Below are 14,795 nucleotides of genomic sequence, written 5' to 3' on the forward strand. Positions count from 1 at the left end.
ATGAATACCGAAGGACTCACCGAAGCTGCTGTTGAAGTCAACGATCAGGAAGTTCTTACTGTGGTCGAGCCAAGCGTCGAGGTCATACCCGCTATCGTCGAGACGCCGCCGGTTCCGGCTATTGTCGTGCCAAATCTGGACGACAGCAGTCTGTACATTCACCGAGAGCTGTCGCAGCTCAAGTTCAACATTCGCGTGTTGGAACAGGCACTGGATGAGTCCTATCCATTGCTGGAGCGGCTCAAGTTCCTGCTGATCTTTTCCAGCAACCTCGATGAGTTCTTCGAAATTCGTGTCGCCGGTCTGAAAAAGCAGATCACCTTCGCCCGTGAACAAGCCGGCGCCGATGGTCTGCAACCGCATCAGGCCCTGGCCCGCATCAGTGAACTGGTGCACGGCCACGTTGATCGTCAATACGCGATCCTCAATGACATTCTGCTGCCTGAGCTTGAAAAGCATCAGGTGCGCTTCATTCGTCGTCGTCACTGGACAGCCAAGCTCAAAGCCTGGGTACGTCGTTATTTCCGTGACGAAATTGCGCCGATCATTACACCGATCGGCCTCGACCCGACTCACCCGTTCCCGCTGCTGGTGAACAAGAGCCTGAACTTCATCGTTGAGCTGGAAGGTATCGACGCCTTTGGTCGTGACTCGGGTCTGGCGATCATTCCGGCTCCGCGCTTGCTGCCTCGTGTGATCAAAGTGCCGGAAGAGATCAGTGGTCCTGGCGACAACTTTGTCTTCCTCTCGTCAATGATCCACGCCCACGCTGACGACTTGTTCCAAGGCATGAAGGTCAAGGGTTGCTATCAGTTCCGCCTGACTCGCAACGCCGACCTGGCGCTGGATTCCGAAGACGTGGAAGACCTGGCCCGCGCACTGCGTGGCGAGTTGTTCTCCCGTCGTTATGGCGATGCGGTACGTCTGGAAGTGGCCGATACCTGCCCTAAACACCTGTCGGATTACCTGCTCAAGCAGTTCAACCTGGCAGAGTCCGAGCTGTATCAGGTCAACGGCCCGGTCAACCTGACGCGACTGTTCAGCATTACCGGGCTGGACAGCCATCCGGAGCTGCAATACCAGCCGTTCACTCCGGCCATTCCGAAGCTGCTGCAAAACAGCGAGAACATTTTCAACGTGATCGGCAAGCAGGACATTCTGCTGCTGCATCCCTACGAATCCTTCACGCCAGTGGTTGATCTGCTGCGTCAGGCTGCTAAAGACCCGCACGTTCTGGCGGTTCGCCAGACGCTGTATCGCAGCGGCGCGAACTCGGAAATCGTTGATGCACTGGTCGATGCCGCCCGCAACGGCAAAGAGGTCACTGCGGTGATCGAGTTGCGTGCGCGTTTTGACGAAGAGTCCAACCTGCAACTGGCCAGCCGTCTACAGGCCGCGGGCGCAGTCGTGATCTACGGTGTGGTGGGCTTCAAGACTCACGCCAAGATGATGCTGATATTGCGTCGCGAAGCAGGCGAAATCGTCCGTTACGCGCACCTTGGAACCGGTAACTACCACGCAGGTAACGCCCGTCTGTACACCGACTACAGTTTGCTAACTTCCGATGATGCCTTGTGCGAAGACGTCGGCAAGCTGTTCAGTCAGTTGATCGGCATGGGTAAAACCCTGCGCATGAAGAAGCTGCTGCATGCACCGTTCACTCTGAAGAAGGGCATGCTGGACATGATTGCCCGGGAAACACAGTTCGCTGTGGACGGTAAGCCGGCGCATATCATCGCCAAATTCAACTCGCTGACCGATCCGAAAATCATCAGGGCGCTGTACAAGGCCAGTCAGTCAGGTGTGCGCATTGATCTGGTCGTACGCGGTATGTGCTGCCTGCGTCCGGGTATCCCGGGGGTATCGCACAATATTCACGTGCGCTCGATCATCGGTCGCTTCCTGGAGCATACGCGGGTCTTCTACTTCCTCAACGGCGGTGACGAGCAGATGTTCCTGTCCAGCGCCGACTGGATGGAGCGCAACCTCGACAAGCGCGTCGAGACTTGCTTCCCGGTAGAGGGTAAAAAGCTGATCCTGCGGGTGAAGAAAGAACTAGAGCTTTATCTGACCGACAACACCCACAGCTGGCTCTTGCAGCCAGATGGCACTTACGTGCGCAGCACGCCGACCGGCAATCAGAATGCGCGCAACGTTCAGGCGACCCTGCTGGAGCGCCTGAGCAACCCGGTCCTCAGCGTACGCTGAGGACGATACCGACCCGGGTCAGCCACTCCGCTTCCAGCGCGAAGTCGGCCTGGGTCAGTTGGTTGTTTTCCAGCCAACCTTTGGGGAATACCACATCAAGATTGTTGCCGTTGGCGGTGAGAACCGGCTGCGGCATTTCTTGCGTGCCGCGAATGTGATGAAACAGGATCGCAAAGCGCAGCAGCACGCACAGACGAATCAGTTTCTCGCCTTCCGCGCCGAAGTCGGCGAACTTGTCCTTGGGGATATTGCGACGGTGGCCGCGTACCAGCAGCGCAAGCATTTGCTGATCTTCCCGTGAGAAACCGGAGAGGTCGGAGTGCTCGATCAGGTAAGCGCCATGCTTGTGGTAGTGATAGTGAGCGATGTCCAGACCCACCTCATGAACCTTGGCTGCCCAACTCAGCAGTTCCCGATAGCTGTCGTCTTCCAGGTCCCACGCGTGAGCGACCTGCTCAAGCGCGTGTAGCGCTTTGCGTTCCACACGTGCGGCTTGTTCAAGGTCTACGTGATAACGCTCCATCAGCGAGCTCAGAGTGCGCTCACGGACGTCTTCATGATGATGGCGACCCATCAGGTCGTATAGCACACCCTCGCGCAGCGCACCTTCACAGTGATCCATACGCTGCAGCTCCAGCGCGTCGAAGATCGCTTCAAGAATGGCCAGGCCTGCCGGGAAGATCGAGCGGCGATCCGGCTTGATGCCGTCGAAGTCGATCTTGTCGACATCCCCCAGTTTGAACAGCTTGCGCTTGAGCCAGGCCAGGCCATCGGCGTTCACTTCACCTGAACCGTGGCCGTTGGCCTTGAGCGCCAGACCGATCGCACGAATAGTGCCCGACGAGCCGATGGCTTCATCCCACTTCAGGCGATGCAGAGCGTGTTCGATACTCATGATCTCCAGGCGCGCGGCAGTGTAAGCCTGTGCATAGCGCGCCGGGGTGATCTTGCCATCCTTGAAATAGCGCTGAGTAAAGCTGACGCAGCCCATCTGCAGGCTTTCGCGCAGCAGCGGTTCAAAACGCTGGCCAATAATGAATTCAGTACTGCCACCGCCGATATCCGCTACCAGTCGTTTGCCGGGAGTATCAGCCAGTGTGTGCGACACACCTAGGTAAATCAGGCGGGCTTCTTCACGACCTGAAATCACTTCCACCGGGTGGCCCAGAATTTCCTCGGCGCGAACGATGAATTCATTACGGTTGCGTGCTTCACGCAGGGCATTGGTACCCACGATGCGCACCGCACCAAGCGGCAGGCCGTTGATCAACTGTGCGAAGCGCTTCAGGCAATCGAGGCCGCGCTGCATGGATTCTTCGTTGAGTTGCCGCTCTTCGTTAATGCCGGCTGCCAGCTGAACCTTCTCTCCCAGGCGCTCCAGGATGCGGATATCACCTGAGTTGGCTTGGGCCACCACCATGTGGAAGCTGTTCGAGCCAAGGTCAATGGCGGCGATCAGGGAAAGATTCTTGGCTTTGGATTGCGGCATGATCAGAAAATCTCGGTCGATAACCGCGCCATCGTGCCACGATCCATGGCTAACGCCAACGCGAAGCTTTGAAGCTGGCGCTTGGCCTGCTATATCCATGGTCTGGATCAATTAATTGGCAGGCCTGACGCATACCTGTGGGAGCCGGGCTTGCCCGCGATAAGAGCACCATCATATTCGGATATGTGGTGTTCTTATCGCGGGCAAGCTCGGCTCCTACAGGCGGAGCATTAGACCGGCAAACTGGTGGTGGACTTGATCTCCGACAGCGCCACGGTTGAGTTCACCTCCTGTATGCCCGGCACCAGCGACAGCTTTTCAAAAAAGAATCGCTCATAAGCCTCGATATCCGGCGTCACGATGCGCAGCAGAAAGTCGACTGAGCCCATCAGCACGTAACATTCCAGTACTTCGGGAAAGCCGCGAATCGCCTCGGTGAATTCCGTGAAGTTCGAGCGCCCGTGAGCATTGAGCTTCACCTCGGCAAAGATCTGCGTGTTCAGGCCAATTTTCTTTCGGTCCAGCAGGGAAACCTGGCGGCGAATAACCCCTTCATCTTTAAGCCGCTGAATCCTGCGCCAGCAGGGCGATTGGGACAAACCTACCTGCTCGGCAATTTGCGCGCTGGACAGCGAAGCGTCCTCCTGCAGCAGCGCGAGGATCTTGCGATCGTACGCATCCAGCTCGATTTGCATAATTATTTCCTGATTAATCCATAGCGAGCATTAACAAGTCTTATTGAGACTAAATCAATCAATCATGGACCAGAAATTTCTTTTTCTGCATGTAAGAATTTCTTCAATCGTTCAAACCTCGACATCGCAGAGGCCAACATGCCCAATCTCGAAGCCGTCACCTCTCTGCCACACCGTCCAGACAGCTGGTCGGCCGACAATGCCCATTGCTATGCGCGCTTTGAAATTATTATCGAAGCTGAGGCCGATTCGCTGTGTCGAGTGTTGAATCTGTTTGCGATGCAGTACCTGATACCTCGTCAGGTCAACGTTTTACAGCAGGACGACGCGCTGGCCATCGATGTCGAAGTCACCCACCTGACCTGGCACCGGGCGCAGGTCATTGCGGAAAAAATGCGCAGCCTGATCAATGTCTGTTCAGTTGAGCTGGAACAAGTTGCTCAGCCACACGTCTCAACCTCAACGGTTTCCCTAGCCGTCGGTTGAGCCAGGCTGAAAGAAAACGTCACTCATGTGTACGCATATGCCGAAATAACTGACACGCTGGGGGCTACTCTTGGTTCGTTTGAACCGAATTGTCCAAAGGAATCCGCATGTCAGCTCACGCCTCATCATCACAGGACCGTTGGCTGGATCTGAATGATCTGCTGCGCGATCTGGTCGCCCAAGAGTTCATTGATCAGAACAGCGCCGAGCAAGCGTTGACGCAGCGCCGCAGCGCCGCGAACCTGCAACTGCACCCTCTGGAATTTATCGCCGCGCAACAGCTCGACGACCTCAAGCGCCCGGGGCGCAAGCTGGATCTGGAAACACTGACTGCCTGGCTTGCCGCGCAAAGCGGGCAGCCTTACCTGCGCATTGACCCGTTGAAGATCCAGGTGGCGTCGGTTACCCCGCTGATGTCTTACGCGTTTGCCCAGCGCCACAAAATTCTGGCAGTGGCGGTGGATCGTGATTCTGTAACCATCGCCAGTGCACAGCCGTATGTGCGTGCCTGGGAAGCCGACCTGACTCATGTACTGAAGCTGCCAATCAGACGTGTGGTGGCCAACCCGACTGATATTCAGCGGCTTGCAGTGGAGTTTTATCGACTGGCCAAATCCGTCAGTGGCGCTGCCGCGACGGATCAGAAAATCAGCGGCATGGGCAACTTTGAACAGCTGCTCAAACTGGGAGCCAGCGATCAGGAACCTGACGCGAACGACGCGCATATCGTCAACATCGTCGACTGGCTGTTCCAGTACGCGTTTCAGCAACGAGCCAGCGACATACATATCGAACCCCGTCGTGAGCAAGGCACGGTACGCTTCCGGATTGACGGTGTGCTGCACAATGTCTATCAGTTCCCCGCACAGGTGACGATGGCGATTGTCAGCCGTTTGAAAAGCCTGGGGCGTATGAACGTTGCCGAGAAGCGCAAGCCTCAGGACGGGCGCGTCAAAACCACCACGCCCGATGGCGGTGAGGTCGAGCTACGTTTGTCGACGCTGCCTACCGCGTTTGGGGAAAAGATGGTCATGCGGATCTTCGATCCGGAAGTGCTGCTGAAAAACTTTGATCAATTGGGTTTTTCCAACGATGACTTGCGACGTTGGGAAGGGATGACCCGCCAACCCAACGGCATCATTCTGGTTACCGGGCCCACTGGATCGGGCAAGACCACCACGCTCTACACCACGCTCAAGATGCTCGCGACCTCTGAAGTCAATTTGTGCACGATCGAAGACCCTATCGAGATGGTCGAGCCCGCTTTTAACCAGATGCAGGTTCAGCACAACATCGACCTGACTTTCGCCAGCGGTATACGCGCGTTGATGCGGCAAGACCCGGACATCATCATGATCGGCGAGATACGTGATCTGGAAACCGCCGAAATGGCTATTCAGGCGGCGCTCACCGGTCACTTGGTGCTTTCGACACTGCATACCAATGACGCGCCGAGTGCGATCAGCCGGATGCTGGAGCTTGGGGTGCCGCATTATTTGCTCAAAGCCACCATCCTCGGCGTCATGGCGCAGCGGCTGGTGCGAACCTTGTGTCCGCACTGCAAGGCTCCCGTGCAGCTCGACGAAGGCGACTGGCAGAGTTTGACCCGTCCCTGGCAAGCGCCAGTCCCTGCGGGAGCGCACCGGGCAGTAGGTTGCGTGGAGTGCCGTGATACCGGTTACCGTGGCCGTGCCGGGGTGTATGAAATCATGTTGATGTCCGATGGCGTTCAAGGCTTGATCAGCGCTGATCTTGACCTCACGGCGATGCGCCGCCAGGCGTTCAAGGAGGGCATGCGCAGCTTGCGTCTGTCCGGCGCCCAGAAAGTCTCCGCAGGGCTGACTACGCTTGAAGAAGTACTGCGCGTGACGCCGCAGAGCGAGCAGCGCTGAGGTCAACGCAGCCCCGTAGGACAGGCTTTAGCCGGAAGGACTTGGTTGCTGACGATGCAGTCTCTTCCATGTGTGAAGCCCTCGCGGCTGAAGCCGCTCCTACGAAGAGCCCGCGCTGCTCTAAAGTTCACATCCAGAACCAATATTCCATCGAATCATTGGCTTTCTGTGGCCGAAGTCTGACTAAATAGCTCCCTGATAACCGTTCGTAACCAACAGGGAAATGTTATGCAACTGGGCAGTGTGGTTTTACTTTTCGTTGCGCTGGCAATCGCCATCGTCTTCATGGGCTTCAAGGTTGTGCCGCAGGGCTACCAATGGACGGTCGAGCGCTTTGGCCGCTACACGACAACCCTCAAGCCAGGCCTGAACATCATCGTGCCGGTGATGGACCGTATCGGGCGCAAAATCAATGTCATGGAAAGCGTGCTCGACATTCCTCCGCAGGAGGTGATCACAGCTGACAACGCAACGGTGCAAATCGATGCGGTGTGCTTCTTTCAGGTGGTGAATACCGCGCAGGCGGCCTACGAGGTGAACAACCTCGAGCATGCCATTCGCAACTTGCTGCAAACCAACATCCGCACCGTACTGGGCTCCATGGAGCTGGATGCGATGCTCAGCCAGCGTGACAACATCAACGAGCGGCTGCTGCGCACGGTGGATGAAGCCACGGCGCCGTGGGGCATCAAGATCACCCGGATTGAAATCAAGGACATCAGCCCGCCAGCCGATCTGATGGCCGCCATGTCCGGTCAGATGAAAGCCGAGCGGATCAAGCGGGCGCAAATTCTCGAAGCCGAGGGCCTGAGGGCGTCGGCGATTCTGACGGCTGAAGGCAAGAAGCAGGCGCAGATTCTTGAGGCTGAAGGCGGCCGGCAGGCGGCGTTTCTGGAGTCTGAAGCGCGTGAGCGTCAAGCCGAGGCCGAAGCGCGAGCCACTCAGGTGGTGTCCGAAGCGATCGCCAGCGGCAATGTTCAAGCGGTCAATTATTTCGTCGCGCAGAAGTACATTGATGCGCTGGGCAAACTGGCTTCAGCCAATAACAGTAAAGTCATCCTGATGCCTCTGGAGGCCAGTCAGGTCATTGGCGCCGTCGGTGGCATCGGCGAAATCGTCAAGGCCACTTTTGACAGCAAGAAGGTCTGAGGCGGGCGCTATGGAATACCTGCAAAACCTGTCGTTCTGGGATTGGTTGGGGTTAGGCACCGTGCTGTTGATTCTTGAAGTGTTCGGCGCGGGCGGCTATCTGTTGTGGATGGGCGTAGCAGCTGCAGCGGTCGGGGTGCTGACGTTCATCATTCCCGGCATGCTCTGGACCCTGCAGTTCTTGCTCTTTGCAGTGACCTCGGTGCTGACCGCCGTCTATTGGTGGCGCCGCCAGCGAACGGTGAACCGGCCTTCCGATCAACCCGGTTTGAATATGCGCGGCCAGGAGTTGATCGGTCGTGTTTTTGTCGTTCAGGACGCAATTGTCGACGGTCGCGGCAAGATCAAGGTCGGCGATGGCGTATGGCTGGCCAGTGGGCCAGACTCGCCAGTGGGCACGCAGGTGCGGGTGATTGGCCAGGATGGGGCGATATTGCGGGTTGAGGCGATTTAGGTGGGGGCCGGTGCAGCACCTGTGGGAGCCGAGCTTGCTCGCGATAAGGCTGGACGTAATGCATCTGAGATAGGTGTCGTCCCTATCGCGAGCAAGCTCGGCTCCCACATGGAACTACCGCATCACTCCCGACATCCAACAGTTTCAGAACAATCACTGTTGGAGTACTTCACCATGCGTCTCAAGCTCGCTGTCGCCACGTTTGCTCTGCTCTCTCTCCCGGTCGGTTCAGCAATGGCTGACGCTGGGTTCTGGCGTGATGTTATTTCCTCTGGTGCCACTACCGGCTCCACCTACCTGACTTTCAAGGATCACAAGCTGATCGTGGCTGCTCAAGACGACGCAGGCAGCTTCGTTGCCAGCGACGGCGGCATCCGTGGTCCTTTCCTGGAAGCTGCCATCCAGCAGGTTCGCAGTGAAAACCCAGGCCTCAATGCTTCGGACATGGATCTGGCCAACGCCATCCTGGCCAAGAATCTGGTTGCTGAAAACCAGTAATTGCAGGAAAAAAAATGCCGCTCAATGAGCGGCATTTTTTATGGCGGGCTGTTTGGCTTATTCGCCGATAGCGGCCTTGTAACCTGCAGCATCCAGCAGTTTTGCCAGGTCGGCATCCGCTGCACTTGGCTTGATCTTGAAAATCCAGGCACCGTAAGAGTCGTTATTCAACGATTCCGGCGCATCGGCCAGCGCTTCGTTGACTTCGACGACTTCGCCAGCAATCGGCGAATAGATATCGGAAGCGGCTTTCACCGATTCAACGACACCTGCAGCGTCGCCAGCAGCGAAGACCTTGCCGATTTCTGGCAGCTCGACGAATACCACGTCACCCAGCGCTTCCTGAGCGTGATCGGAAATACCGACAACGATCAAGTCACCTTCTTTCTTCGCCCACTCGTGGCTTTCAGCAAAACGCAGTTCGGCGGGGATATTGCTCATTTAGTCATCCTCAAAATCGGGTCAGCGGTAAACCCGCCAGGAAAATTCAGATCAGGGCTTTGCCATGACGTACAAACGCGGGCTTCACCACGCGAACCGGGTACCATTTGCCACGAATTTCGACTTCGGCACGGTCAGCAGTGGCCATGGGCACACGTGCCAAGGCAATCGACTTGCTTAGCGTAGGAGAGAAACTACCACTGGTGATCTCTCCTTCGCCAATTTCTGCGATACGGACCACCTGATGAGCACGCAAAACGCCGCGCTCTTCGAGTACCAGTCCGACCAGTTTTGACGCTATGCCCCGTGCGCGCTCGGCTTCCAGAGCTGCTCGTCCGATGAATTTGCGCGAAGTCGGCTCCCAGGCGAGGGTCCAGGCCATATTGGCTACCAGTGGCGTGACCTGCTCGTCGATGTCCTGGCCATAAAGGTTCATCCCTGCTTCAAGGCGCAAGGTGTCTCTTGCACCCAGACCAATCGGAGAAATACCCGCGCCCACCAGATCATTGAAGAAACTAGGTGCTTGTTGCGACGGCAGAATGATTTCCAGCCCGTCTTCGCCGGTGTACCCGGTGCGGGCTATGAACCAGTCGCCATCGTCGCGACCTTCGAACGGCTTGAGCTGACGGATAAGTTCGGCGCGGGAGGCGCTGACCAGTTCGGCGATCTTGTTTCGGGCGTTGGGGCCCTGGATGGCCAACATCGACAGGTCATTACGCTTGTTCAACTGAACATCGAAGTCATTCAGATGCACGAACATCCAGGCCAGGTCTTTCTCACCCGTGGCGGCGTTGACCACCAGTCGGTAACCGCTGTCGGTGAGGTAGACGATCATGTCGTCGATGATCCCGCCATCGTTATCGAGCATTGCGCTATACAACGCCTGCCCGACATTTTTCAGCCGGTCGACGTCATTGGCGAGCAAGTACTGCAACCAGATTTTTGCCTGGCTGCCTGTTACATCAATCACATGCATGTGTGAGACGTCGAACACACCGCAGTCGCGGCGCACCTGATGGTGCTCTTCGACCTGCGATCCATAATGCAACGGCATGTCCCAACCACCAAAATCGACCATCTTCGCGCCAAGCGCGAGGTGCAGGTCAAAAAGCGGCGTGCGCTGTCCCATGGGTTTCTCCTTCCGGGCGTGGCGAAGATGCGGACAGGCAGAGTGCTCACATGCCCCCGTGAATTGGGGTGTAGAACAGATAGCAACATGTCGAACAGTCTGACAGACCACACCGATTGCGGCGCATTGTAGCCGCAAGGTTGTAGACCCGCATCTAACGAAATTGACGAGCCGAGCGTCTGATCAAGCCGATGACCGGCAACAGGCCAACCAGAACCAGCGTCAGGGCGGGCAGGGCAGCGCGGGCCCACTCGCCTTCGCTGGTCATCTCGAAGATGCGCACCGCCAGAGTGTCCCAGCCAAACGGGCGCATCAGCAGGGTGGCGGGCATCTCCTTGAGCACATCGACGAAGACCAGCAACGCTGCGCTGAGTGCGCCAGGGACCAGCAACGGTAGATACACCTTGAAAAACAATCGGGGCCCACTGACACCCAAACTACGTGCTGCTTCCGGTAGAGAAGGGCGGATGCGTGACAGGCTGTTCTCGAGCGGTCCATAGGCCACTGCAATGAAACGCACCAGATAGGCCAACAGCAACGCGGCGAGGCTTCCCAGCAGCAACGGTTTGCCCGCACCCCCGAGCCAACTGGACACAGGGATCACCAGCACGCGATCCAGATAACTGAAGGCAAGCATGATCGACACGGCCAGTACCGAGCCAGGCAGCGCATAGCCCAGGTTCGCAAGACCGACCCCGGAGTTGATCGCTGGAGTCGGGGCCAGGCGTCGGGCAAATGCCAGTACCAACGCCACGCTCACGGTTATGAGCGCTGCTATGCTACCCAGATACAAGGTGTGCAGGATCAGCCCGGTGTAGCGTTCATCCAGATCGAAGCGCCCGCGTTGCCAGACCCAGACGATGAGTTGCAACAGCGGGATCGCAAAGGCGCAGATGAATACCAGCCCACACCAACTACTGGCGGCTGCCGCCTTGATACCACGCAGGTGATAAAGCGCCTTGACCCGAGGCCGCTCGTTGGTCGCCCGGCTCGCACCTCTGGCTCGGCGTTCTCCGTACAGCACGATCATCACCGCCAGCAGCAGCAAACTGGCCAGCTGCGCTGCGCTGGAGAGGCTGAAGAAGCCGTACCAGGTTTTATAAATGGCGGTGGTGAAGGTATCGAAGTTGAACACCGAAACCGCGCCGAAATCGGCGAGGGTTTCCATCAGCGCCAGTGCCACCCCCGCACCAATGGCAGGGCGTGCCATGGGCAGTGCTACGCGCCAGAACGCTTGCCAAGGCGTTTGGCCGAGGACTCTTGCGGCTTCCATCAAACCTTTGCCCTGCGCGAGAAACGCGGTGCGGGCAAGCAGGTACACGTAGGGATAAAACACCAGCACCAGCACGATAATCACGCCGCCGGTGGAGCGTACGCGTGGCAGTCGCAGCCCGGTGCCGAACCACTCGCGCAACAGTGTTTGTACGGGGCCTGCAAAGTCCAGCAGGCCGACAAACACAAAGGCCAGCACATAGGCCGGAATTGCAAAAGGCAGCATCAAGGCCCAGTCCAGCCAGCGTCGCCCGGGGAATTCACACAGGCTGGTGAGCCACGCGAGGCTGACGCCGAGCAAGGTAACCCCAACGCCGACCCCAACGATCAGCGTCAGGGTGTTGCCTAGCAGGCGTGGCATCTGTGTTTCCCACAGGTGCGACCAGATCTGCATGTCGATGGTCTGCCACGACATCAGCAAAACGCTGAGCGGCAGCAGCACCAAAGCAGCGATGGCGAAGACCAGCGGATACCAGCGGCGTTGGGCGGGGTGGGCCAAGAGGGCTCTCTGCAGCAGAATCAGTCTGTTGGAAACGCCTGTGGGAGCAGAGCTTGCTCGCGATAAGAGCGACGCGATCTATCTGATATCGCGGTGCCCTTATCGCGAGCAAGCTCTGCTCCCACAGGAGGAATATGCGTTCAGGCGGTAATCAATTCCAGCCAACCCGATCCATCATGCGGATCGCTTCGGCCTGGCGCTTGCCTGCGACTTCGACCGGGATGGTATCAGCCTTGAACTGACCCCAGCTCGCAACTTCCTCGGAAGGCGCGACTTTCGGGTTGGCCGGAAACTCTTGATTAGTACCCGCGAAGATCGCTTGTGCTTCCGGACCAGTCATCCACTCGACCATGGCCTTGGCAGCTTCCGGGTGAGGGGCGTATTTGGTCAGGCCGATACCGGACAGATTGACGTGCACGCCACGGTCCGACTGATTCGGCCAGAACAGCTTCACTGCCAGATCAGGGTTTTCCTTGTGCAGGCGGCCGTAGTAGTAGGTGTTGACGATGCCGACATCGCATTGCCCGGCATTGATCGCTTCCAGCACGGCGATGTCGTCGGAGAATACGTCGGTGGACAGGTTGTTCACCCAGCCCTTGAGGATCTTCTCGGAGGCCTCGGCGCCGTGGGTTTCGATCAGGGTTGCGGTCAGCGACTGGTTGTAAACCTTTTTGCCGGTACGCAGGCACAGGCGACCTTCCCAGTCCTTACCTGCCAGAGCTTCGTAGGTGGTCAGCTCTTGGGGTTTAACACGATCAGTCGAATAGGCGATGGTCCGGGCGCGCAGGCTCAGGCCGGTCCAGCTATGAGTCGAGGAGCGATATTGCGCAGGAATATTGGCGTCGATCACCGGTGAGGTGAATGGCTGCAAAATGCCCATCTGTTCGGCTTGCCAGAGGTTGCCCGCATCGACGGTGAGCAGCAGATCGGCTGTGGCGTTCTCGCCCTCGGCCTTGATGCGCTGCATCAACGGTGCTTCCTTGTCGGTGATGAACTTGACCTTCACGCCGGTCTTGGCGGTGTACGCATCAAATACCGGTTTGATCAGTTCATCGATTCGTGAGGAGTAAACCACTACCTCGTCGGCAGCCTGGGCTGTGCTGCCAAGCACTGTCAGTGTCAAAGCAGCCAGAAGACGCTTGCTCGCCTGCATGGAAGGGTCTCGCAATCTCAAAAATGAGGCGAAATGGTAGTTAATCCCATTTGCCACGTCTGGATAGACGCGTAACAGAATGTTGCGAAATTGTGCCTCAGTCTTGTGGGAGCCGGGCTTGCCCGCGATGTACGATGACGCGATATGTCTGCTGCACCGAGGTGTTTGTATCGCGTGCAAGCCCGGCTCCCACAGGTCTGTTGCGGTCTACAGCCGAGCCAACTCCGGCAAGTCCCCACTCAACCCCAGAGCCTGTCGCACGAATGTCGCTTTGGCTTCAGGGACCTGATTAACCATTTTCAGACCTGTGTTGCGCAACCAGCGTAATGGCAGTTGATCTGCCTGGAACAAGCGCTCAAAGCCTTCCATAGCGGCCATCAGAGCCAGGTTGTGGGGCATGCGCCTACGCTCAAAGCGGCTCAGCACACGCACATCGGCCAGACGTTCGCCGCGCTCGCTGGCATGCAATAACACTTCGGCCAGCACTGCGGCGTCGAGGAAGCCCAGGTTTACGCCCTGGCCTGCCAGTGGGTGGATGGTGTGTGCGGCGTCGCCGATCAAGGCCAGGCCTTCAGCGACATAACGCTTGGCGTGGCGCTGGCGCAATGGCACGCACACGCGAGGGTCTGCGGCCACAACTGAACCCAGACGCCCCTCGAAGGCCTGTTCAAGCTCACGGCAGAAGGTTTCATCATCAAGGGCTGTCAGTCGTTCTGCTTCTTTTGGAGTCACCGACCAGACAATGGAGCACCAATGCTCGCCTTCACGCTGCAACGGTAAAAATGCCAGCGGACCATTATCGGTAAAACGTTGCCATGCAGTTTTGCGGTGCGAGTTGCTGGTCCGTACGCTCGTCACGATAGCGTGATGCTGGTAGTCCCACTCACGGGTTTGAGTCCCGGTCAGGCGTCGGACAGCCGAGTTGGCGCCGTCAGCGGCAATGACCAGCGGTGCCCGTAGCAGGCGACCGTCAGCCAGTGTCAGCAACCAATCGTCGCCAGAGCGTCTCATTTGCTCCAGCCGCGCGTTGGCCAGCAGGCCGATATCGCAATCATGCAGACGGTCCAGCAAGGCGTCTTGAACAACACGGTTTTCAACGATATGGCCGAGTACGTCGGCATGCACGCTGGCAGCCGAGAAATGAATCTGCCCGGTGCCGCTGCCATCCCAGACCTGCATTTCGCCGTAGGGGCTGGTGCGACGCCCGGCGATGCCTTCCCACGCGCCCAAGCGTTGCAGGATCCGCTGGCTGGCGGAAGACAACGCGCTGACCCGAGGTTCGAACATGGCCTGGGAGTCGAACGGCTTGACGCTCAGCGGGCCGCCATCGACCACGACAATGTTCAAGCCGCTGCCTTGAAGTGCAAGCGCCAGGGCGCTGCCGACCATTCCGGCTCCGACAATCAGCAGATCTGCGCGGATTTCCATGC

13 protein-coding genes are annotated in these 14,795 nt (G+C 57.9%); 6 read left to right on the top strand and 7 right to left on the bottom strand.

The genetic code is table 11. The annotated features are described in order from the left end of the window. Entirely contained in the window at nucleotides 1-2,208 is a 2,208-nt protein-coding gene (gene ppk1 / locus AUC61_RS00085; RefSeq protein WP_122667068.1) for a polyphosphate kinase 1, read from the top strand. Here the strand turns inward: ppk1 and ppx are convergent. Together ppx and AUC61_RS00095 are read right to left on the bottom strand one after the other, a co-directional pair. Next, nucleotides 2,195-3,697, bottom strand: coding sequence for an exopolyphosphatase (gene ppx, locus AUC61_RS00090; protein ID WP_122667093.1), 1,503 nt, complete (start codon nucleotides 3,695-3,697; stop codon nucleotides 2,195-2,197). The genes ppk1 and ppx overlap by 14 nt on opposite strands. Before the next feature lie 230 nt (nucleotides 3,698-3,927). Next, entirely contained in the window at nucleotides 3,928-4,392 is a 465-nt protein-coding gene (locus tag AUC61_RS00095) for an Lrp/AsnC family transcriptional regulator (RefSeq protein ID WP_243243918.1), read from the bottom strand. A 138-nt stretch (nucleotides 4,393-4,530) separates the two neighbouring features. On the opposite strand from AUC61_RS00095, the gene AUC61_RS00100 reads away from it, so the two are divergent. From AUC61_RS00100 to AUC61_RS00120, 5 genes are all read left to right on the top strand, one after another. Further along, nucleotides 4,531-4,878 carry a hypothetical protein gene (locus AUC61_RS00100; protein WP_243243920.1) on the top strand — a complete coding sequence of 116 codons (348 nt, stop codon included), beginning with the start codon at nucleotides 4,531-4,533 and terminating at the stop codon, nucleotides 4,876-4,878. A 107-nt stretch (nucleotides 4,879-4,985) separates the two neighbouring features. Next, nucleotides 4,986-6,770: a type IV pilus assembly ATPase TfpB gene (gene tfpB / locus AUC61_RS00105; protein ID WP_243243922.1), complete on the top strand. Its 1,785-nt coding sequence runs from the start codon at nucleotides 4,986-4,988 to the stop codon at nucleotides 6,768-6,770. Between the two features lie 228 nt (nucleotides 6,771-6,998). Further along, nucleotides 6,999-7,919 (top strand): SPFH domain-containing protein, encoded by a 921-nt coding sequence (locus AUC61_RS00110; RefSeq protein WP_122667065.1) that lies wholly within the window; start codon nucleotides 6,999-7,001, stop codon nucleotides 7,917-7,919. 10 nt (nucleotides 7,920-7,929) lie between these two features. Further along, nucleotides 7,930-8,373, top strand: a complete 444-nt coding sequence (locus tag AUC61_RS00115; RefSeq protein WP_243243924.1) for an NfeD family protein — start codon at nucleotides 7,930-7,932, stop codon at nucleotides 8,371-8,373. Between the two features lie 174 nt (nucleotides 8,374-8,547). Then, nucleotides 8,548-8,871 carry a DUF2388 domain-containing protein gene (locus AUC61_RS00120; RefSeq protein WP_027901291.1) on the top strand — a complete coding sequence of 108 codons (324 nt, stop codon included), beginning with the start codon at nucleotides 8,548-8,550 and terminating at the stop codon, nucleotides 8,869-8,871. A gap of 57 nt (nucleotides 8,872-8,928) precedes the next feature. Here AUC61_RS00120 and gcvH read toward each other — a convergent pair whose 3' ends face one another. From gcvH to AUC61_RS00145, 5 genes are all read right to left on the bottom strand, one after another. Beyond that, the gene (gene gcvH, locus AUC61_RS00125; RefSeq protein ID WP_122667063.1) at nucleotides 8,929-9,312 is read right to left on the bottom strand and encodes a glycine cleavage system protein GcvH; all 384 of its coding nucleotides are present in this window, start codon (nucleotides 9,310-9,312) and stop codon (nucleotides 8,929-8,931) included. A 46-nt stretch (nucleotides 9,313-9,358) separates the two neighbouring features. Beyond that, nucleotides 9,359-10,441, bottom strand: a complete 1,083-nt coding sequence (gene gcvT / locus AUC61_RS00130; protein ID WP_243243925.1) for a glycine cleavage system aminomethyltransferase GcvT — start codon at nucleotides 10,439-10,441, stop codon at nucleotides 9,359-9,361. A gap of 154 nt (nucleotides 10,442-10,595) precedes the next feature. Further along, nucleotides 10,596-12,212 (bottom strand): ABC transporter permease, encoded by a 1,617-nt coding sequence (locus AUC61_RS00135; protein ID WP_243243926.1) that lies wholly within the window; start codon nucleotides 12,210-12,212, stop codon nucleotides 10,596-10,598. 151 nt (nucleotides 12,213-12,363) lie between these two features. Beyond that, a complete protein-coding gene (locus AUC61_RS00140) occupies nucleotides 12,364-13,365 on the bottom strand; it encodes an extracellular solute-binding protein (protein ID WP_243243928.1) in 1,002 nt (333 codons plus the stop codon). Between the two features lie 207 nt (nucleotides 13,366-13,572). Next, nucleotides 13,573-14,787: a 2-octaprenyl-3-methyl-6-methoxy-1,4-benzoquinol hydroxylase gene (locus tag AUC61_RS00145; protein WP_243244331.1), complete on the bottom strand. Its 1,215-nt coding sequence runs from the start codon at nucleotides 14,785-14,787 to the stop codon at nucleotides 13,573-13,575. Nucleotides 14,788-14,795: the final 8 nt, after the last annotated feature.

It is taken from the genome of Pseudomonas maioricensis, assembly GCF_022790535.1.
Lineage (GTDB): Bacteria > Pseudomonadota > Gammaproteobacteria > Pseudomonadales > Pseudomonadaceae > Aquipseudomonas > Aquipseudomonas maioricensis.